The sequence below is a fragment of the Kosakonia sp. N21 genome, from assembly GCF_050587465.1.
In the GTDB taxonomy this organism is placed as follows: Bacteria; Pseudomonadota; Gammaproteobacteria; order Enterobacterales; family Enterobacteriaceae.
In genome coordinates this window covers 85,245-104,132 of the sequence record NZ_JBOBHR010000008.1, presented here as the reverse complement: position 1 = coordinate 104,132, position 18,888 = coordinate 85,245, and the positions used below count along the sequence as shown (strand labels likewise).

Here is an 18,888-nt window from a genome sequence, read left to right as displayed (position 1 = left end):
ATGTATCGGGTAGTACTGGGTCATATCTCCGCACTGAGCACAGGCGACATTCCGCCCGCGCTCAGACAACAAGCGCCGCAGGGTAAACGCCGGGAGAGCTGGCTTGCCGGGCGGGCGTTGCTGGCGCGCGAGTGTTCTCCGCTACCTGATATAGTCTACGGCGAGCAAGGCAAACCGGCGTTCGTCAATGGGACGCCGCTGTGGTTCAACCTGAGTCACAGTGGCGATCGCATTGCGCTACTGTTGAGCGATGAGGGTGAAGTGGGCTGCGATATTGAAGTGATCCGCCCGCGCGCCAACTGGCGCACGCTGGCTAATGCGGTATTTAGCCAGGCGGAACATGATGAACTGGAGCAATGGCAGCCAGAGCAGCAGTTGGCGGCGTTCTGGAAAATCTGGACGCGCAAAGAAGCCATTATCAAGCAGCGCGGCGGCAGTGCCTGGCAAATTGTCAGCGTTGACAGCCGCAACACGCCTCATCTCAATGTCAGCCACTGTCAGGTTGGCGAGGTGAGCCTGTCAGTCTGCACGCCGACGCCGTTTACGCTTTCGGCTGATCTGCTCGCGACGACCCCGGCAGAAAGATAACCAGCACACCCGCCACAATCACCAGCACGCCCAGCGCACCACGCCACGAAAACGGTTCATGCCAGCCGGGAAGCCAGATGGCGGCGGCCCACACCAGAATATAACTCAGGCTGAGCAGGGCATAGGCTTTGCTCAGCGGCAGGCGATGCAGGGCAAAAAACCAGCATCCCATCGATGCCACATACCCCAGCAAGCCAAGCAGCAGCATGAACGTCCCTTTCTGCGGTTGCAGCACGGCGCTGATAAATGACCAGGAGGGCGCAACCGGCGGCAGCACCTGCATTGCCGAGCGCAGCAGTAACTGTGCAACACTGACCAGTAACACACTCATCAGCGCCCAGACCACGCCCTTCATAGCGAACTCCCCAACAGCACAATGCCGATAATGATCAGTAGCACGCCAACCGCATGGCGGGCGGTCACCCGCTCACGCCAGACGAAGCGCGCTGCCAGCGTGACCCAGACAAAATTGAGGCTCAGCATCGGGTACGCGACCCCGACGGGAAGACGCTGCAATACCAGCAACCACAGCGCCATGCCCGCGCCCAACGCGGCCAGCGCCAGCCCCAGCCACAGGCCAACGTGCCTGCCGCGATGCCCGGGCGTTGCCGGGCGCGTCGCCTGTTTCTGGCACAGTTGCCCGGCGCAGCTTAACAGGCTTGCCAGTGAGAGCAGCAGCCAGCTCATCATTGCGGATAATACTGAATAAAGACCATACGCCCCTGTACATAGACGTTATCCGGCTTCGGGATCGGCAGCCGGGTAAAGTCATCCGGTTTAGATTGATGCAGTACCAGCGACACAACCCCCTGCTGACGGCGTTGCGCCAGCCAGTCGCTGAAGTTGTCTTCCTCCACAAACCGATCTTTCGCATCCGGGTAGGCCAGGCCATAGGTCAGTTCACCGCGCGAGCCGAACATAATGATATCGGAACGCTTCAGTTCCCAAGCCAGTCCCGCTGCCACGCCCACATTGTCAGTCAGCACGTAACGGCTTGGCTTCAGCGCATCGTTAACAAAGTTGATGAGAAATTGCGGCTGTTTGGAGTCCATGACCTTATCCGGGATCACCGTCCCCACCACCAACGCCAGCCCCAGCGGGCAGAGCGCGGCCAGCGCCCAGCGCTGTTCACTGGTTTTCAGCGCCAGCCAGCCAAACAGCGCCCATACGCCAAAGGCAAAGGCCGCCAGCCAGGCTTTATACAGCTCAATGGGCATCCACACCGGGTGTTTCAGGAATCCCCACGGCGAGACGACAATCGCGGCGATAAGACCGACCACACCAAAGACGATATTGATCCACGCATTAATACGCAATGCCCGTCCACCTGTCTGTGCGAGGGCCAGCGCATAGCGCGCCATCAGGATCGCCAGCGGCGCAAAACAGGGCAGGATATAGGTTGGCAGCTTACCCTTCGCGATGCTGAAAAACAGCAGCGGCATCACCACCCAACCGAACAGGTAAAAAGCCTCTTGCAGACCAGACTTACGCGCCATCCAGCCCGTTTTCAGCGCACCGGGCAGCAACGCCAGCCACGGCAAACTTCCGGCAATCAGGAACGGAATGTAATACCAGAACGGCGCTTTATGCTGCGCGTCCTGCTGGGCAAACCGTTGAATATGCTCGACCCAGAAGAAGTAGCGCCAGAAATCCGCTTCACGCGCGGCAATCGCCAGCCCCCAAGGCAGCACCGTCAGCACGCAGCAGAGAATGGCTAACCAGCCCCACAGCAGCACCTCTTTCCAGCGCTTTTGCGTTATCACCCACGGCAGCACGCCCAGCACCGGCACGGCCAGCGCCAGGAAGCCTTTGGTCATCACACCCATACCGCAAGCAATGCCCAACAGCGCATAACCGGCGAATTTGCCACGGCGCGTTTGCGCCTGAGCAGCCAGCCAGAAGCTGTACATCGCCAGCGTCATCCACAGCGTAATCATCGGATCCAGCACGGCATAGGTGCCGATGCCGTACACCAGAAACGCCGTCAGAAAGATAACGCCGGAAAGCACGGCAATCGCTTTGTCGCGCCACATTTTCCACGCCAGCGCCACGACCAGCAGCGCCGAAACGGTAATGGAAAAGACAGAACCAAAACGCACCGCAAAATTGTTATGCCCAAACAGCCACTGACCGATGCTGTTGATCCAATAACCCGCGATGGGTTTTTCAAAATAACGCAGCCCCAGGAAATGAGGCACGACCCAGTCACCGCTGTTAAGCATCTCCCGGCTGATCTCCGCATAGCGGGTTTCATCCGGTTGCCAGAGCAGGCGGTATTCAAGGGGTACAAGGTAATAGAGAACAAATAGCGCAACCAGACCCAACACAGCGTTAGTGGATTTCATTACCTGGTACTCAACAGTTGTTGGCAACCCAGCCAGCCTTCCCGGCCAGCCACTTCTCCGCGCACCACTTTCCCCACCGGCAGCGTGCTGACATCCGTCGGCAATAGCTGACTCAGTGGGCAAAAGGCGATCTCTTCGCGCGCGGCCATACTCAGCAATTCATCAAAACCGTCTGCACCGATAATGCCTTCCACTTCCGCGTGGATGGTATAAACCGGCGTACCGTTATCCCGGTGGATACAGTCAAGAATAAAACGGTTGTAGTTCTCCGCATCGACGCGCGTGCCCACCACCTCATCCCAGGTCGGCAGCGTCACGGGGATCTGCGGGACAGCGCACTCCTCGTCCGTGAGCTGCGGCCGGAAAGGTCGGGTGCCGCGGCAGTCGCTGTTATAGCGAAAATTAAACGCATTTTTGGCTTTCACCACCCGCTGGTCCGCACGCCAGCCCGCCACGGCGGAACAGGTCACGGCCCGACCGATGATCATTTCCAGCGCCAACAGGCCCCGTTCGATTTCAGCTTCCAGCTTCGGTTGATCCCACACGCCGCTCCAGCACTGCCAGCCATGATGATCCCAGGCGTGCAGACCGACTTCATGCGTCTGCGCAGTGGCACGAATCACCTCTGCATTGCCTTCGCCGATGATCTTCCCCGGCCACGCCGTACCGGCCAGCAGGATATCCCACCCGTAGAGGGATGCTGCGCGCGAGCGCAGCATCTTCCACAGAAATTGCGGCTTAAGCAGGCGCCAGATATGGCGCCCCATGTTGTCCGGCCCGACGCTGAAGAAAAAGCTCGCCTGAATATTGTGCTTTTTCAACAACGTCAGCAGACGCGGCACACCGTCGCGGGTGCCGCGAAAGGTGTCGACATCAATGCGTAAGCCGACTGACTTCATGCGTTTTTCTCATCCGAGAGTTCTACGGTACGCAGGAAGAAATCCAGCGTCTCATCAATGGTCTGGCGCATATCGACTTTCGGCTCCCAGTGCAGGCAGCGTTTCGCGTTACGAATGCTCGGCTTACGGTGCTCAACGTCCTGATACCCTTTGCCGTAGTAACTGCTGCTCTCCACTTCGCGGAAACCGGCGAACGGCGGGAAACGATCGCGCAGCGGGTGCTTCTCGAAGCTTGCCAGCAGCATTTCTGCCAGCTCTTTAATACTGGCTTCGTTCTCCGGGTTACCAATGTTGATGATCTGCCCGTCGCAACGCCCTTCTTTGTTCTCAATAATGCGGAACAGCGCTTCGATGCCGTCGCTGATATCGGTAAAGCAGCGTTTTTGCTTGCCGCCCTCGATCAACTTGATCGGCGACCCTTCCACCAGGTTGAGGATCAGTTGGGTGATCGCACGCGAGCTGCCGATACGCGCCGCATTGAGGTTATCCAGGCGCGGCCCCATCCAGTTAAACGGACGGAACAGCGTAAAGCGCAGGCCTTCTTTCTCGCCATAAGCCCAAATCACCCGGTCCAGAAGCTGTTTGGACACCGAATAGATCCAGCGCTGTTTGTTGATCGGACCGACCACCAGGTTGGAGTTGTCTTCGTCGAACACTTTGTCGGTGCACATGCCGTACACTTCTGAAGTAGACGGGAAAATGATGCGTTTATTGTATTTCACGCAATCACGGATGATTTTCAGGTTCTCTTCAAAATCAAGTTCAAATACGCGCAGCGGGTTGCGGGTGTATTCGATTGGCGTCGCGATCGCCACCAGCGGCAGTACGACGTCGCATTTCTTGATGTGGTACTCGATCCACTCGGAGTGAATGCTGATATCGCCTTCCACAAAGTGGAAACGCGGGCAGTCGAGGAAACGGCTGATGGCGTCTGAACCGATATCCAGACCATAAATTTCGTAGTTATCGTCATTCAGCAGGCGTTCGGTCAGATGGTTACCGATAAAGCCGTTCACGCCGAGGATCAATACGCGCGTGCGGCGTTTCACCGCAACCACCGGCTTGCTGGTTAACAGCGCACCGGCCACCAGACCGAGAGACTGCGCCAGTTGCCCGCCCTGCATATAGACGCCGTTGTCCATTTGCCCGGTGAGAATTTCCAGCGCGCCTTCAGCACAAGCCACCACCAGCGGAGAGACCGACAGCACTGTACCGGCTCTGGCCGCAGCAATGTCATTACGCACGCGGGATTTCCAGACGATAAATTTGTGCGTCCCGGCAAAGCTATATGCGCCCGGCCACGGGTCAGATACCGCACGCACCAGGTTGTGCAGGGTTTGCGCCGGCAGTTCCCAGTCGAGACGCCCGTCTTCCGGGGTACGACGACCGTAGTAGCTGGCTTTGCTGTCATCCTGCGCGGTTTCCGTGAAGGTCTGCGCTTTAATGGTAGGCAGCGCGCTACGCAGCAGCGTTTGCGCGGCTTCACTCAGTTTACGGTGCAGCGACATCGCTTCATCGCTGTCGGCAATGGCGACTTTCTGCTGAGCCACAATCGCGCCCGCATCGGCACGCGCCACCATGCGGTGCAGCGTCACGCCCGTTTCCGTTTCACCGTTCACCAGCACCCAGTTCAGCGGCGCACGTCCACGGTAGGCTGGCAGCAGAGAGCCGTGCAGATTAAACGCGCCGAGACGCGCGCTGTTGAGGATCGTGTCGCACAGCAGATTGCGGTAGTAGAACGAGAAGATCACGTCCGCGTTGAGATCGCGAATGCGATCAACCCACAGCGGGTGGTTAACGTCTTCCGGGGCATACACCGGAATACCGCGTTCTGCGGCAATACGCGCGACGGAACCGAAAAAGTGGTTTTCATTGGCGCTGTCCGGGTGGGTAAAAATCGCCGCAACCTCAAACCCGGCGTCCAGCAACGCCTGAGTGCCGACACAACCCATATCGTGATAGGCAAAGACAACAGCTTTCATTGATTATTTTCCTCTTGCGGAGCGTCATGCTCCTGACGAACAACACGTTGAATAAAATAGCGTGGACGGGCGCGAACATCGTTGTAGATACGGCCGATGTACTCTCCAAGGAGCCCCATACCGATAAATTGCGCGCCGATAAACGTAAACAGGATGGCAAAGAGCATAAACACCCCTTCGCCTGCCCACTGCGGGCCAAATGCCAGACGTAAAACCACCAGTAAAACCGCCAGCGAAAAGCCCGCCAGGGCAATCACGCTGCCCACAACGCTGAGCAAGCGCAGCGGGGTGGTGGTCAGGCAGGTCACCAGGTCGTACATCAGGTTAATCAGACGCAGAAAGCTGTATTTCGAATCGCCAAACTCGCGCTCGGCGTGCTGCACCGGGATCTCCACCGCTTTACGGGCGAAGGTATTGGCGAGGATCGGAATGAAGGTGCTGCGCTCATGGCAGTGCAACATAGCGTCGACAATATGGCGGCGATAAGCGCGCAACATGCAGCCATAATCCCCCATCGCTTTACCGGTGGTCCGTTGGATCAACCGGTTAACGGTGCGTGACGCCATTTTGCGGAACACGCTGTCCTGGCGATGCTGGCGCACGGTGCCCACCACGTCGTAACCTTCGTTCGCCTTCGCCACCAGCCGCGGGATCTCTTCCGGCGGGTTTTGCAGGTCGGCATCCAGTGTGATGATCAAATCGCCTGTCACATGGCTGAAACCCGCCATGATTGCGGAGTGCTGACCGTAGTTACGGTTCAGCAGCACGGCCACGATATGGCTACCGGGCTGTTCTGCTGCCGTAGTGAGGATCTGCGCCGAGTTGTCGCTACTGCCGTCATCCACCAGCAGAATTTCATAGTCGATACCGAGAGTGTCGCAACTGCCGGTTGTACGACGGATCAGCTCGGGTAAGCTCTCCTCTTCGTTAAAAACCGGGATCACCACGGAGACTTTTTCAACGGGAGGCAGGGTAAACATATCAGCGTCCTGCGATGTGATGGAGCGCGTCAATGACGCGGGTTGTGTCGTCATGGGTCATGTCCGGGAACAGGGGGATGGAGCAAATGCGCGCACTGTTCCACTCGGTATTCGGTAACGAGACAGGAAAGTGTTCGCGGTAATACTTCTGCGTATGCGCAGCGCGGAAATGCAAGCCGGTGCCGATGCCCTGCGCTTTTAGCGTTTCCATTAATGCATCGCGGGTGATGCCGCAACGCTGCTCATCAACACGCAGAATAAACAGATGCCAGGCATGCTGATGCGGCCATGACGGCAGCGCCAGCGGCTGGAACGGCGTATCGGCGAGTTCGCGCAAGTAGCGCTGCGCAATCTCGTGGCGACGGGCATTTGCCGTTTTCAGCTTGCCGAGCTGCACCAGCGCGATGGCGGCATTAATATCGGCAAGGTTGTATTTGAAACCCGGAGAGATAACTTCCGCCTGCGGCGCGCGACCGTGCGTCTGACGATCGTAGGCATCCACCCCGAGGCCGTGGAATTTGAGACTGCGAATGCGGTTGGCCAGTTGCTCATCATCCGTCACCACCAGCCCGCCTTCAGCGCAGGTCATATTTTTGATGGCATGGAAGGAGAAAATCGCGGTTCCCTGCCCACCAACGTGGTGTTCTTTGTAGTACGTACCGGCAGCATGCGCGGCGTCTTCAATCACCGCAATGCCGTGCTTTTCGCCCACCGCGCGGATAGCGTCGATATCCGCCGGCGCCCCGGCGTAGTGCACCGGAATAATCGCCCGGGTGCGCGGAGTGATTGCCGCGTCAATCGCTTCCGGCGTGACCATCAGCGTATCTTTGTCGACATCAATCATTACCGGCGTTGCGCCCAGCAGCACGATCATATTGAGCGTGGACACCCAGGTCATTGATGGCGTAATGACTTCATCCCCCGGCCCGATGCCCAACGCCATCAGCGTCACGTGCATCCCGGCCGTCGCCGAGCTCACGGCAATGGCATGACGGTTACCGGTTAACGTACAGAAAGCCTCTTCCAGTGCCTGATTTTTCGGGCCGGTCGTGATCCAACCTGATGCCAGCACTTGCTGGATAGCGGCGAGTTCTTCCTCCCCCATTGAGGGGCGTGAGAACGGTAGAAAATCACTCATCTTCTTTTCCCTGCGTCACAGACGCGTTAAAGGACCCCACAAAGACACTTTGCGGCTATTGAGTAAAATGGCGGATGGAAGTTAAACCGAAATATAATGAACGTCCGGTTGTCCCAATAATCATTAATCACAGCTTATTTCTGAATATTATCAATTGAATATTAGGACAAGATTAAGAAAAGAGGGGGGCAAGAAATATAATATTATTTAAATATCAAATAAAAACAGCAAGTTAAATAATATTTACGCAAGAGGCGGGTGTGATCGATGTCAAATAACTGTAACAATCCACACCCTGGCACTGTATACAAGGGCGTGGACGCACTTATTTAAACAACACGGCAACAAACTTAAAAAAAATAATACTGTTATGCAATTAATTATTTCAATCGTAACCGTTGAAATATATTAAATAGCGTTAATAAATTACGAAAGGTTCTGCGGGAAGCCGGCAGGCAACTCGCTGGCGGCGCAGGCAATCACGCTGTCGTTATTGGCACCGCAGTCACGCACATAGGTAATTGTGGCAAATTCATCAATCACTTCCGTCGGGTAAGCCGGGCCTGCTGCGCGGTAAGACTCCATCAGCGGAATGTGATCGTTCTGGAAGCAGACCGTTTTTTCCGGGTTGTTGATCACCCAGCGCGGGAAGAAAATGGTGCCGTGGAACAGGCGGTCGCCGAGGTTCACAATCAGGCTGACATCGGTGCCGGTTGGCTCAGTCCAGGAAATTTTATAGATACTTTCGCCTACGCGAACGATAAATGCTTTTTGATCTTTCACCCAGCGATTCGCCACAATGCCGCTGTGAATGCGGTAGTCGAGCGTGGCGTCGTTTTTCACGTAAATCTCGTAGTTCCAGCCATTATCGTAGGTATAAACCAGATGTTTGCCGACGAAACCGCTCAAATCGTGTTTATCAAAGGTGCTCATTTTTTCTCTCCTCTGTTGGAATACCGCCATCGTACGCCTGCAAAAAATCAATAAAAAACGCTATATTTGCATCACATTCATTCAATTTTTAGATGCGTTATGCACAAGACCACGCTGGAACAATGGGCGCTACTGCAAAAAGTGGTGGAGCTGGGCAGCTTTGCGAAAGCCGCCGAAGAGACGCACCGCAGCCAGTCTTCGGTGAGCTATAACCTGGCGCTGTTGCAGGAAAGGCTGGGCGTTGCATTACTGATGCAAGAGGGGCGGCGCGCGGTGCTGACGCCTGCCGGCGAGCAGTTGCTTAAGCAGGTCAAACCGCTATTGAAAGCTTTTGACTGGGTGGAAACCCGCGCGGCCACGCTGCGTAACGGCATGCGTACGCGGCTGGATCTGGTGGTGGACAGCATTTTTCCCCGCTCGCGGTTATTCGCCATTTTGCGCCAGTTTCAGCAATGCTATCCACAAACACAGGTGCGCCTGACCGAAGTCCTGGAAACCGCCTCTGCCGACCTGCCGGTGCATGCGCAGGCGGATGTGATGATTTTGACCCGCCGCCAGGATCTGACCGGGCGCGGCGAATGGTTGATGAACATCGATTTTGTCGCCGTGGCGCACCGCGATCACCCGTTGTGCGCCGCCGAACAGGTCAGCGAAGCGATGCTCGCCGCCTGGCCGCTGATCCGCATTGCCGAAGGTGACGATCGGCAAAGCCCGGTGGCGCAGGCGTCGTGGACCTTTTCCACCATCGATGCGGCCGTTGAAGCCGTGCAGTATCAGGTAGGCTACGGCTGGCTACCGGAAGAGCGGATCCAGCCCTTGCTGGCTAACGGCACGCTACGCATCCTGCCGCTCAGCCACGGTGTGCGGCGCGCCACGCCGCTGCATCTGATTGTGAAAAAAGATCTCGCCCCGCTGGATGAGCAGGTAGAAAGGCTGTTGCAGCTCTTCAAACAGGCATAAGCGCGCTCAAGAAAACGCGCTCAGCCTGTATACCCCTGAATTTCCTGCGGGGAATGTTTGCAGGCGCACACGTTATATAATCTAATATACATCGCCAACTCCTTTTAGAGCGATACCATGTCAAAAATCACATCATTGATGCTGGGCCTTACGCTGGCCTGCGCCAGCCTGTTTGCCCACGCAGAACGCACCCTCACCGATCAACTGGGACGCCAGGTCACCCTGCCGGACCATGTCACCCGCGCGGTGGTGTTACAACACCAGACCCTCAACCTGCTGGTGCAGCTCAACGCCGCAGACGATGTTGTTGGCGTCCTCAGTAGCTGGAAAAAGCAGCTTGGCCCGGACTTCGCCCGTTTTATGCCGGCGATTGAAACGCTCCCGATGCCGGGCGATCTGACCCAGGTGAACATTGAAAGCCTGCTGGCGCTGCACCCGCAGGTGGTGTTTATCGCCAACTATGCACCCGCCGATATGATCCAGCAGATCGAACAGGCCGGGATCGCGGTGGTCGCCGTGTCGCTGCGTGAAGATGCGGCCGGGGAGAAAAACAAAATGAACCCCACCATGGGCGATGAAGAGAAAGCCTACAACGAGGGGTTAAAACAGGGGATCCGCCTGATCGCCGACGTGGTGGATCGCAAACAACAGGCAGAAGATCTGATCCACTACACCTTTGCCGCGCGCGAGAAAGCGAACGCCCCGGTGGCGAAGATTGCCGAAGCAGACAAAATCCGCGTCTATATGGCCAACCCGGACCTGAATACCTACGGCTCCGGTAAATATACCGGCCTGATGATGGAGCACGCTGGCGCGAAAAACGTGGCGGCAGAGACCATCAAAGGCGCGCGTCAGGTGTCGCTGGAGCAGGTTATTCAGTGGAACCCGCAGGTCATTTTTGTGCAGGATCGTTACCCGGAAGTGGTGACCGCCATCGAGAACGATCCGGGTTGGAAGAACATCGACGCCGTGAAAAACCACCGCGTCTGGCTGATGCCGGAATACGCCAAAGCCTGGGGCTACCCGATGCCGGAAGCGCTGGCCATCGGCGAGCTGTGGATGGCGAAAAAGCTCTACCCGGCACGTTATGCAGGGGTCAATGTCGACGCCGAAGCGCAGAACTATTACCAGCGCTTCTACCGTGTTGACTGGCGCGCGAATGCAGGTCACTAACCGCTACCCGCTGCTGCACGGCGGGTTTATTGTCCTGACGCTGTGCCTGGCGCTGGCCTCGCTTTGCCTGGGCCAGTACCGACTGGGGCTTAGCGACGTGATGCACCAGATTGTTACCTTTCCAGGCGAGGGAACTGCCGGGCAGATTATCTGGTCGGTACGTTTGCCGCGTGTCCTGCTGGCTCTGCTGGCGGGCGGCGCGCTTGCACTGTGCGGTGCGGTGTTGCAGGGCATCTTTCAGAACCCGTTGGTGGATCCGCATATTATTGGCGTGACCTCCGGCTCCGCGTTTGGCGGAACGCTGGCCATTTTGCTTGGCGTCAGCCCGCTCATCATGATGGTCTCCACCTTTGGTTTTGGCCTCGGCGCGCTGATCCTGGTCTGGCTTATTGCCGCGTTACAGCAGCGGGAAAACACCCTGATGCTGATCCTCTCCGGCATTATCATCAGCGGTTTTTTTGCCGCACTGGTCAGCCTGATGCAGTACATGGCTGATACCGAAGAGACGCTACCCAATATCGTGTTCTGGCTACTGGGCAGTTTTGCCACGGCTAACTGGCATAAAGTCGCCATGCTGGCCCTTCCGGTCTCGCTCGTCACCGTGGTGCTGTTTCAGTTGCGCTGGCGCATTAACCTGCTGGCACTGGAAGAGAAAGATGCGCTGGCGCTGGGCGTGCCGCTGAAAATGCTGCGTCGCGGCGTGCTGGTCTGCTGCGCGGTGCTGGTCTCGTCGCAAGTGGCGGTCAGCGGCAGCATCGCCTGGGTCGGTCTGGTTATCCCACATCTGGCGCGTCTGCTGGTTGGGGCCGATCACCGCCGTCTGTTGCCCGTCGCCTTCTGGCTTGGCGGCAGCTTTATGATTGTGGTGGACGATCTGGCGCGCACCCTGACGCAAGCGGAGATCCCTATCGGCATTATCACCGCACTGCTTGGCGCACCGGTGTTCGCGGTACTGCTTTTCCACACCAACCGCAGGAGTACGCAATGACACAACCCACACTAACGGTTGAAGAACTGGTTTACGGTCGCGGTCGGCCGCTCTTTTCACCGCTCAGCTTTTGCTGCAAGCCGGGGGAAATCTGGGCAGTCCTGGGGGCGAATGGACTGGGGAAAAGCACCCTGCTGGATACGCTCACCGGTGTGCTGCCAGCGCTGGCAGGCCATTTTACCGTGCAGGGCGGCATCGGTATTGTGCCGCAATCTTTTCGTCCGGCCTTTGCCTGGAGCGTTCATGATGTGGTGCTGATGGGCCGCGCCCGCCATGTGGGACTGCTCTCGATGCCGTCGGATGAGGACAACGCGCAGGTGGATAACGCCCTGCGTCGGCTCAATATCCACCCTCTGGCCCACAGCTCCTTTCTGACGCTCTCCGGCGGGCAGCAACAACTGGTGATGATTGCCCGCGCGCTGGTCAGCGGAAATCGCACCATCCTGCTGGATGAACCCTGCTCGGCGCTCGATCTGGCGAACCAGCAAATCGTCTTACAGCTGATTGCCGACCTTGCTCATCGTGAAGAACGCAGTGTGGTGTTCACCACCCACGATCCTACCCATGCTTTGCAGGTTGCCGACAACACGCTACTGCTATTGCCAGATCAGCAATGGCTCGCCGGAAAAACGCAAACCCTGCTGAGCGAAGAGAACCTGCAACGCGCCTACGGTATAGCGGTACGCCGCATCCAGCTTGATGACGCACACGGCCCGGCGCTGGTGCCGCTATTCGATCTGCGGCGGCAAGAATCCGGCGGCCTGTAACAACGCCTGTCCCTGCGAAGAGAGAATAAACTGCATCAGCGGCGTCGCCTGCGCCTCCAGCAGCGCCAGTTGATAGTCGCAGCGGATATTGTCCGCCGCCGGGATCGCCACCACCCGCAGGTCCGCCTCCCCTGACAGACACGGTGTATAGTGTTGATAGCCAATAAACATATCCGCCCGTCCCTGACGCAACAGCCACGCGCTGGCAATCTCGCCTGCCGGTATGGCTAAGGTTTCACGTCCGCCCACCAGCGGCAACGCGCGCTGCATCAGTTGCTGCCCAAGACCGGGGCGCAGGGTGTCAATATGCGCAAACAACTGCCAGGTGTAGTCGCCGGAAGGATCGCAGCCCGGTGTTGACGTTGCCAGGCGCAGCCGGGTATCCGCCAGCAGCGTCAGCCAGTCGGCCTGCTGTGTGGACGCGCTATGACGTACTGTCAGACTCAGGCAGTTACCGGCAAACGTGTGAACGTCGAGCGCGCGCCCGCTTGCCAGTAAGGCCTGCGGGTGTACGGTATTGGCGGAGGCAAACAGTGCGCAGGGTTCTCCGGCTTCAATGCGCTCCCGCAGCAGCCCCGCCGGGCCAAAATCCGCCGTCACCGCCATGCCGCTCTGCGCGCGAAAAGCCGCCAGTAACGGGGTAAAGGCGCGTTTCAGGCTCCCTGCCGCCAGGATATTCAGCGTTGTGCTCATCGATTTTTATCCTTCTGATTACGCTGCCGTCATGCTACCTGTGCAGACTGTGCGGTTAAACCCCTTTAACTCACAGGGTTTTTGATCCAAAACATACTATTCGTATGATGAATATCTAAAATCATCATACTTCTTCGCCATACTTTTCGTCAGGGAACCTATCGTGTCTTTCTATCGTCAAGCCGGCGCTCTGCTGCTGCTCTGCGCATCTTTCGCCGTTTCTGCGGCCTTACCGACGCTCACCACCGCCTGGCCAGTGAATGTTGGCCCACTGAATCCACACCTTTACACCCCGAACCAGATGTTCGCCCAAAGCATGGTTTACGAACCGCTGGTGAAATACCAGGCCGACGGCAATGTGAAACCCTGGCTGGCGACAAGCTGGACGCACTCGGAAGACGGCAAAACCTGGGTCTTCACCCTGCGCGAGGGGGTGACGTTTTCCAACGGCGAACCCTTTAATGCCCAGGCGGCGGCAGAAAATTTCCGCGCCGTGCTGGATAACCGCCAACGCCACGCCTGGCTGGAGCTAACCAATCAGATAACCGATGTCAAAGCCTTAAGCCCCAGCCAGTTACAAATTACCCTGAAAAGCGCCTACTACCCTTTCCTGCAAGAACTCTCCCTGCCCCGCCCGTTTCGCTTTATCGCTCCATCGCAATTTAAACAACACGAAACAAAGGACGGTATCACCGCGCCGATTGGCACCGGGCCGTGGGTGTTGCAGGAGTCGCGCCTGAACCAGTACGACGTGCTGGTGCGCAATGAACATTACTGGGGCGAAAAACCGGCATTCGGTAAAGTCATCGTCAACGTGATCCCCGATCCGACCAGCCGCGCCGTGGCATTTGAAACCGGGGATATCGATCTGCTGTACGGCAACGAAGGGCTGCTGCCGCTGGATACGTTTGCCCGCTTCAGCCAGAACCCGGCGTGGCATACACAGCTCTCCGCACCGATGGAGACCGTGATGCTGGCGTTGAACTCGGCGCGTGCGCCAACGAACGAGTTAGCCGTACGTGAAGCGCTGAACTATGCGGTGGACAAAAAGACGCTGATTGATGGCGCGCTGTATGGCACACAGCAGGTTGCCGATACGCTGTTCGCCCCGTCCGTTCCCTACGCCAATATTGGCCTGAAACCGCGCCAGTACGATCCGGCGCAGGCGCGCGCGCTGCTGGATAACGCGGGCTGGACGTTACCCGCCGGGAAAACCATCCGCGAAAAAGCCGGGCAGCCGTTGCATGTCGAACTGGCATTTATCGGCACCGATGCGTTAAGCAAATCAATGGCAGAGATCATTCAGGCCAATCTGCGCGCCATCGGCGTGGACGTTGCGCTGGTCGGTGAGGAAGAGAGCAGCATTTATGCACGCCAGCGCGACGGGCGTTTCGGCATGATTTTCAACCGCACCTGGGGCGCGCCGTACGATCCGCACGCCTTTATGAGCTCAATGCGCGTCCCGTCGCATGCGGATTATCAGGCGCAGCTTGGCCTGCCGGACAAGGCGGTGATCGACAAAGAGATCGGCGAGGTGCTGACCACCCGCGAGGAAACTGCACGTCAGGCGCTGTACCGGGACATTCTCACCCGTCTGCATAACGACGCGGTCTATCTGCCGATTAGCTATATCTCGATGATGGTGGTGGCGAAACCCGAACTGGGGACCATCCCTTTCGCCCCTATTGCGTCGGAGATCCCCTTTGATCAGCTCACACCTGGCACCGCAAAATGAGCCGCTATATCTGCAAGCGACTGCTGTTGCTGATCCCGATGATCTTCGCCGCCTCGGTGGTGATTTTCCTGCTGTTGCGCCTGGGCACTGGCGATCCGGCGATGGATTATCTGCGGCTGTCCAACCTGCCACCCACGCCGGAGATGATTGCCGCCACCCGCATCCAGCTGGGTCTCGACCAGCCGCTGATCGCGCAATATGGCCACTGGCTATGGCGCGCGCTGCACCTTGATTTCGGCCTCTCTTACGCCACGCAACGCCCGGTGCTGGACGATGTGCTGCACTTTCTGCCCGCCACGCTGCAACTGGCGGGCGCGGCGCTGGTACTGATTTTACTCACCTCTGTTCCGCTCGGCATCTGGGCGGCGCGCCACCGCGACGGGTTGCCGGATTTTGCCGTGCGGGCAATCGCGTTCCTCGGGGTGTCGATGCCTAACTTCTGGCTGGCCTTCCTGCTGGTGATGTTTTTCTCGGTGCATTTGCAGTGGCTGCCCGCCCTGGGTTATGGCGGCTGGCAGCACGTGATCCTGCCCGCGCTCTCTATCGCGTTTATGTCGCTGGCGATTAACGCCCGTTTGCTGCGCGCCAGCATGCTGGAAGCCGCCGGGCAGCGCCATGTGACCTGGGCGCGGTTGCGGGGCTTAAGCGAAAGGCAAACCGAGCGGCGGCACATTCTGCGTAATGCATCGCTTCCGGTGATCACTGCGCTGGGGATGCACATTGGCGAGCTGATTGGCGGCACGATGATCATCGAAAGCATCTTCGCCTGGCCCGGTATCGGGCGCTATGCCGTGTCGGCGATTTTTAACCGCGACTACCCGGTGATCCAGTGCTTTACGCTGGTGATGGTCATGGTCTTTGTGCTGTGCAACCTGGCGGTGGATCTGCTGAGCGCTGCGCTGGATCCGCGTATTCGTCACCATGAAGGAGCGCACTGATGCACTTTCTGAACACGGCCCGCTGGCCGGTGCGTATTGCGTTACTGATCTTGTTCCTGCTGCTGGTCATTGCCCTGACCTGCCAGTGGTGGACGCCTTACGATCCGCAGGTCATTGATTTACCCGCCCGGCTCTTGCCGCCAGGCAGCCAGCACTGGCTCGGTACCGACCATCTCGGGCGCGACATTTTCTCGCGCTTAATGGCTGCCACGCGTGTTTCGCTGGGGTCGGTCATGCTGTGCCTGCTGCTTGTACTGGCGCTGGGCCTAACGGCGGGCGGCTGTGCCGGACTGCTGGGAGGCCGCGTTGACCAGGCGATAATGCGCGTGGCGGATATCTTTATGACCTTCCCCACCTCAATCCTCTCATTCTTTATGGTCGGCGTACTGGGCACCGGGCTGACCAATGTCATCATCGCCATCGCCCTTTCTCACTGGGCCTGGTACGCCCGCATGGTGCGCAGCCTGGTGATCTCGCTGCGCGGGCGCGAGTATGTGCTGGCGGCACGGCTAAGCGGCGCCCGTTCTCTCCATGTTTTTCGCGATCACCTGGCGGGCGCAGTGGTGCCGTCGCTGCTGGTGCTGGCGACGCTGGATATCGGTCATATGATGCTGCACGTGGCGGGCATGTCCTTTTTGGGCCTCGGCGTCACCGCGCCCACCGCCGAATGGGGTGTGATGATCAACGACGCACGGCAATACATCTGGACGCAGCCGCTGCAAATGCTGTGGCCGGGACTGGCGCTGTTTATCAGCGTGATGGCATTTAACCTGGTGGGCGACGCCCTGCGCGACCATCTCGATCCTCATCTGGAAACGGAGCACGCCCACTGATGCCTGCACAATTAAGTCTGGAGAGTATTACCCTGCATGCGGAACGCCCGCTGGTGCAGGACGTCTCGTTAACGCTGCAACGCGGGCGCGTGCTGGCACTGGTGGGCGGTAGCGGCAGTGGCAAATCGCTGACCTGCGCAGCGGCGCTCGGCGTCTTACCGCCTGGCGTGCGGCAAACCGCAGGCCGGGTACTGGCGGATGGCGCGATTGTCAGCCCGCAGGCGCTACGCGGCGTAACCGTGGCGACAGTAATGCAAAACCCGCGCAGCGCGTTTAATCCGTTGCGCACCATGGCGGAACATGCACGGGAAACCTGCCTGGCGCTGGGCAAACCCGCGGATGACGCAACACTGCTGGCGGCATTGCAGGATGTGGGGCTGGAAGAAGCGCAACGTGTGCTGTCGCTCTACCCCTTCGAGATGAGCGGCGGCATGCTGCAACGAATGATGATTGCCATGGCGTTGCTCAGCGATGCGGCCTATATCGTTGCCGATGAACCGACCACCGATCTGGATGCCGTGGCGCAGGCGCGCATTCTGGATTTACTGGAGAGCATCGTTCGCAAGCGCCAGCCCGGTATGCTGCTGGTGACCCACGATATGGGCGTCGTAGCGCGCCTGGCGGACGACGTTGCAGTCATGGATCAGGGACGCATTATTGAATATGGCGCGGTGGCGTCACTGTTTCACACGCCGCAGCATCCGGTGACCCGCCAGTTGGTGGCGGCGCATCTGGCGCTGTACGGGATGGAGTTAACCTCATGAATCTGCTGGATGTGAACGGCCTGTCTCATGGCTATCATCAGCAACGGATCCTCGACAATATTTCCCTGCAATTGAAGAGCGGTGAGACGGTTGCCTTACTGGGACGCAGCGGCTGCGGTAAAAGCACACTGGCGCGGCTGCTGGTCGGGCTGGAAACGCCCAACGAGGGCAATGTGGTCTGGCAGGGCACGCCGCTTTCCCGGCTTGACGCCCGCGCCCGCAAAGCCTTTCGCCGCGATATTCAGATGGTCTTTCAGGACCCAATAAGCGCGGTAAACCCGCGTAAAACCGTGCGCGACATTCTGCGCGAACCCTTGCGCCATCTGTTAACGCTGTCGAAAACGGAACAGCAGGCGCGCATTACGCAGTTGCTGGACGATGTCGAACTGGAGAGCACACTGCTGGACAAACGCCCGCCGCAGCTGAGCGGCGGTCAGTTGCAGCGCGTGTGTCTGGCGCGCGCGCTGGCGGTGGAACCCACGTTGCTGATTCTGGACGAAGCCGTCTCCAGCCTGGATTTGGTGCTCCAGGCCGGGGTGATTCGTCTGCTCAAACGCCTGCAAGAACGATCCGGCGTCGCCTGCCTGTTTATCACCCACGATTTACGCCTGGTGGAGCGCTTTTGCCAGCGGGTGATGGTAATGGAGAACGGCGCGATTGTTGAAACGCTGGACGTCGCCACACCGCTGCGTTTTACCTCTCTGGCCGGGCAAACACTGCAACAGGCGGTATTGCCCGCCTTCCCCCGCTCATTACAAAGGATCCTGCCATGCAACGCGTGACCATAACATTGGATGATGACCTGCTCGAAACGCTGGATAACCTCAGCGAGCGCCGTGGCTACAACAACCGCTCAGAAGCGCTGCGGGACATTCTGCGCGGCGCGCTGGCGCAGGAGTCCGCGCAGGACAATGAAAAGCAGGGCTACGCTGTACTCTCGTATGTGTATGAACATGAGAAACGCGATCTGGCGAGCCGCATCGTCGCCACGCAACATCATCATCACGATTTATCTGTCGCCACCTTGCATGTGCACATCAGCCACGACGACTGCCTGGAGATCGCCGTGCTGAAAGGCAAAATGGGCGAAGTGCAGCATTTTGCCGACGACGTTATTGCCCAGCGCGGCGTGCGCCACGGCCATTTGCAATGCCTGGCGGCAGAAGAGTAAT

General features: G+C 58.4%; 20 protein-coding genes. 11 read left to right on the top strand and 9 right to left on the bottom strand.

Annotation, left to right across the window (positions count from 1 at the left end):
* Positions 1-588 (top strand): 4'-phosphopantetheinyl transferase AcpT, encoded by a 588-nt coding sequence (gene acpT / locus ACQ3G7_RS18795; RefSeq protein ID WP_430891163.1) that lies wholly within the window; start codon positions 1-3, stop codon positions 586-588.
* Here the strand turns inward: acpT and arnF are convergent.
* The 8 genes from arnF to ACQ3G7_RS18755 all read right to left on the bottom strand — a co-directional run bounded on the left by arnF (position 542) and on the right by ACQ3G7_RS18755 (position 8,865).
* Positions 542-943 (bottom strand): 4-amino-4-deoxy-L-arabinose-phosphoundecaprenol flippase subunit ArnF, encoded by a 402-nt coding sequence (gene arnF / locus ACQ3G7_RS18790; protein WP_430891161.1) that lies wholly within the window; start codon positions 941-943, stop codon positions 542-544. The genes acpT and arnF overlap by 47 nt on opposite strands.
* Positions 940-1,278, bottom strand: coding sequence for a 4-amino-4-deoxy-L-arabinose-phosphoundecaprenol flippase subunit ArnE (gene arnE, locus ACQ3G7_RS18785; protein WP_430891159.1), 339 nt, complete (start codon positions 1,276-1,278; stop codon positions 940-942). Before arnE ends, arnF begins: the two co-directional genes overlap by 4 nt.
* The gene (arnT, locus tag ACQ3G7_RS18780) at positions 1,275-2,933 is read right to left on the bottom strand and encodes a lipid IV(A) 4-amino-4-deoxy-L-arabinosyltransferase (protein ID WP_430891157.1); all 1,659 of its coding nucleotides are present in this window, start codon (positions 2,931-2,933) and stop codon (positions 1,275-1,277) included. The genes arnE and arnT overlap by 4 nt, the downstream gene beginning before the upstream one ends.
* Complete coding sequence (gene arnD, locus ACQ3G7_RS18775; RefSeq protein WP_430891155.1) at positions 2,933-3,832, bottom strand: 4-deoxy-4-formamido-L-arabinose-phosphoundecaprenol deformylase; 900 nt, start codon at positions 3,830-3,832, stop codon at positions 2,933-2,935. Before arnD ends, arnT begins: the two co-directional genes overlap by 1 nt.
* Positions 3,829-5,814: a bifunctional UDP-4-amino-4-deoxy-L-arabinose formyltransferase/UDP-glucuronic acid oxidase ArnA gene (gene arnA / locus ACQ3G7_RS18770; protein WP_430891153.1), complete on the bottom strand. Its 1,986-nt coding sequence runs from the start codon at positions 5,812-5,814 to the stop codon at positions 3,829-3,831. Before arnA ends, arnD begins: the two co-directional genes overlap by 4 nt.
* Positions 5,811-6,794: an undecaprenyl-phosphate 4-deoxy-4-formamido-L-arabinose transferase gene (gene arnC / locus ACQ3G7_RS18765; protein WP_430891151.1), complete on the bottom strand. Its 984-nt coding sequence runs from the start codon at positions 6,792-6,794 to the stop codon at positions 5,811-5,813. The genes arnA and arnC overlap by 4 nt, the downstream gene beginning before the upstream one ends.
* Before the next feature lies 1 nt (position 6,795).
* Positions 6,796-7,932, bottom strand: coding sequence for a UDP-4-amino-4-deoxy-L-arabinose aminotransferase (arnB, locus tag ACQ3G7_RS18760; RefSeq protein ID WP_430891149.1), 1,137 nt, complete (start codon positions 7,930-7,932; stop codon positions 6,796-6,798).
* 426 nt (positions 7,933-8,358) lie between these two features.
* Complete coding sequence (locus tag ACQ3G7_RS18755; protein ID WP_263098945.1) at positions 8,359-8,865, bottom strand: phenolic acid decarboxylase; 507 nt, start codon at positions 8,863-8,865, stop codon at positions 8,359-8,361.
* 99 nt (positions 8,866-8,964) lie between these two features.
* Between ACQ3G7_RS18755 and ACQ3G7_RS18750 the strand changes: the two genes are divergently transcribed.
* The 4 genes from ACQ3G7_RS18750 (at position 8,965) to ACQ3G7_RS18735 (ending at position 12,753) form a co-directional block, all read left to right on the top strand.
* Positions 8,965-9,825, top strand: coding sequence for a LysR family transcriptional regulator (locus ACQ3G7_RS18750; protein WP_430891147.1), 861 nt, complete (start codon positions 8,965-8,967; stop codon positions 9,823-9,825).
* Positions 9,826-9,942: 117 nt separating this feature from the next.
* Entirely contained in the window at positions 9,943-10,998 is a 1,056-nt protein-coding gene (locus ACQ3G7_RS18745; RefSeq protein ID WP_430891145.1) for an ABC transporter substrate-binding protein, read from the top strand.
* Positions 10,985-11,986 (top strand): FecCD family ABC transporter permease, encoded by a 1,002-nt coding sequence (locus ACQ3G7_RS18740; RefSeq protein ID WP_430891380.1) that lies wholly within the window; start codon positions 10,985-10,987, stop codon positions 11,984-11,986. The genes ACQ3G7_RS18745 and ACQ3G7_RS18740 overlap by 14 nt, the downstream gene beginning before the upstream one ends.
* Positions 11,983-12,753, top strand: coding sequence for an ABC transporter ATP-binding protein (locus tag ACQ3G7_RS18735; RefSeq protein ID WP_430891143.1), 771 nt, complete (start codon positions 11,983-11,985; stop codon positions 12,751-12,753). The genes ACQ3G7_RS18740 and ACQ3G7_RS18735 overlap by 4 nt, the downstream gene beginning before the upstream one ends.
* On the opposite strand, the gene ACQ3G7_RS18730 is transcribed toward ACQ3G7_RS18735, so the two are convergent.
* Positions 12,715-13,446 carry a substrate-binding domain-containing protein gene (locus ACQ3G7_RS18730; RefSeq protein WP_430891141.1) on the bottom strand — a complete coding sequence of 244 codons (732 nt, stop codon included), beginning with the start codon at positions 13,444-13,446 and terminating at the stop codon, positions 12,715-12,717. The two genes, ACQ3G7_RS18735 and ACQ3G7_RS18730, sit on opposite strands and share 39 nt — an antisense overlap.
* Before the next feature lie 163 nt (positions 13,447-13,609).
* Here ACQ3G7_RS18730 and nikA point away from each other — a divergent pair, with 163 nt between their 5' ends.
* The 6 genes from nikA to nikR are packed head-to-tail and all read left to right on the top strand — an operon-like array spanning position 13,610 to position 18,887.
* Complete coding sequence (nikA, locus tag ACQ3G7_RS18725) at positions 13,610-15,181, top strand: nickel ABC transporter substrate-binding protein (RefSeq protein WP_430891139.1); 1,572 nt, start codon at positions 13,610-13,612, stop codon at positions 15,179-15,181.
* Positions 15,178-16,119: a nickel ABC transporter permease subunit NikB gene (gene nikB, locus ACQ3G7_RS18720; RefSeq protein WP_430891137.1), complete on the top strand. Its 942-nt coding sequence runs from the start codon at positions 15,178-15,180 to the stop codon at positions 16,117-16,119. The genes nikA and nikB overlap by 4 nt, the downstream gene beginning before the upstream one ends.
* The gene (gene nikC, locus ACQ3G7_RS18715; protein WP_263098937.1) at positions 16,119-16,952 is read left to right on the top strand and encodes a nickel ABC transporter permease subunit NikC; all 834 of its coding nucleotides are present in this window, start codon (positions 16,119-16,121) and stop codon (positions 16,950-16,952) included. Before nikB ends, nikC begins: the two co-directional genes overlap by 1 nt.
* Positions 16,952-17,716: a nickel import ATP-binding protein NikD gene (nikD, locus tag ACQ3G7_RS18710; protein WP_430891135.1), complete on the top strand. Its 765-nt coding sequence runs from the start codon at positions 16,952-16,954 to the stop codon at positions 17,714-17,716. The genes nikC and nikD overlap by 1 nt, the downstream gene beginning before the upstream one ends.
* Positions 17,713-18,498 (top strand): nickel import ATP-binding protein NikE, encoded by a 786-nt coding sequence (gene nikE, locus ACQ3G7_RS18705; RefSeq protein WP_430891133.1) that lies wholly within the window; start codon positions 17,713-17,715, stop codon positions 18,496-18,498. Before nikD ends, nikE begins: the two co-directional genes overlap by 4 nt.
* On the top strand, positions 18,486-18,887 hold the full coding sequence (gene nikR, locus ACQ3G7_RS18700) for a nickel-responsive transcriptional regulator NikR (RefSeq protein WP_263098933.1): 402 nt from the start codon (positions 18,486-18,488) through the stop codon (positions 18,885-18,887). The genes nikE and nikR overlap by 13 nt, the downstream gene beginning before the upstream one ends.
* The last annotated feature ends 1 nt before the right edge of the window (position 18,888 follow it).

Coding starts and splice junctions, on each gene's coding strand:
- arnE (WP_430891159.1), bottom strand. CDS start 1,278: ATGATGAGCTGGCTGCTGCTCTCACTGGCAAGCCTGTTAAGCTGCGCC.
- arnC (WP_430891151.1), bottom strand. CDS start 6,794: ATGTTTACCCTGCCTCCCGTTGAAAAAGTCTCCGTGGTGATCCCGGTT.
- arnA (WP_430891153.1), bottom strand. CDS start 5,814: ATGAAAGCTGTTGTCTTTGCCTATCACGATATGGGTTGTGTCGGCACT.
- ACQ3G7_RS18755 (WP_263098945.1), bottom strand. CDS start 8,865: ATGAGCACCTTTGATAAACACGATTTGAGCGGTTTCGTCGGCAAACAT.
- arnF (WP_430891161.1), bottom strand. CDS start 943: ATGAAGGGCGTGGTCTGGGCGCTGATGAGTGTGTTACTGGTCAGTGTT.
- ACQ3G7_RS18735 (WP_430891143.1), top strand. CDS start 11,983: ATGACACAACCCACACTAACGGTTGAAGAACTGGTTTACGGTCGCGGT.
- ACQ3G7_RS18745 (WP_430891145.1), top strand. CDS start 9,943: ATGTCAAAAATCACATCATTGATGCTGGGCCTTACGCTGGCCTGCGCC.
- acpT (WP_430891163.1), top strand. CDS start 1: ATGTATCGGGTAGTACTGGGTCATATCTCCGCACTGAGCACAGGCGAC.
- arnT (WP_430891157.1), bottom strand. CDS start 2,933: ATGAAATCCACTAACGCTGTGTTGGGTCTGGTTGCGCTATTTGTTCTC.
- nikR (WP_263098933.1), top strand. CDS start 18,486: ATGCAACGCGTGACCATAACATTGGATGATGACCTGCTCGAAACGCTG.
- ACQ3G7_RS18740 (WP_430891380.1), top strand. CDS start 10,985: ATGCAGGTCACTAACCGCTACCCGCTGCTGCACGGCGGGTTTATTGTC.
- nikD (WP_430891135.1), top strand. CDS start 16,952: ATGCCTGCACAATTAAGTCTGGAGAGTATTACCCTGCATGCGGAACGC.
- nikB (WP_430891137.1), top strand. CDS start 15,178: ATGAGCCGCTATATCTGCAAGCGACTGCTGTTGCTGATCCCGATGATC.
- ACQ3G7_RS18750 (WP_430891147.1), top strand. CDS start 8,965: ATGCACAAGACCACGCTGGAACAATGGGCGCTACTGCAAAAAGTGGTG.
- ACQ3G7_RS18730 (WP_430891141.1), bottom strand. CDS start 13,446: ATGAGCACAACGCTGAATATCCTGGCGGCAGGGAGCCTGAAACGCGCC.
- arnB (WP_430891149.1), bottom strand. CDS start 7,932: ATGAGTGATTTTCTACCGTTCTCACGCCCCTCAATGGGGGAGGAAGAA.
- nikE (WP_430891133.1), top strand. CDS start 17,713: ATGAATCTGCTGGATGTGAACGGCCTGTCTCATGGCTATCATCAGCAA.
- nikC (WP_263098937.1), top strand. CDS start 16,119: ATGCACTTTCTGAACACGGCCCGCTGGCCGGTGCGTATTGCGTTACTG.
- arnD (WP_430891155.1), bottom strand. CDS start 3,832: ATGAAGTCAGTCGGCTTACGCATTGATGTCGACACCTTTCGCGGCACC.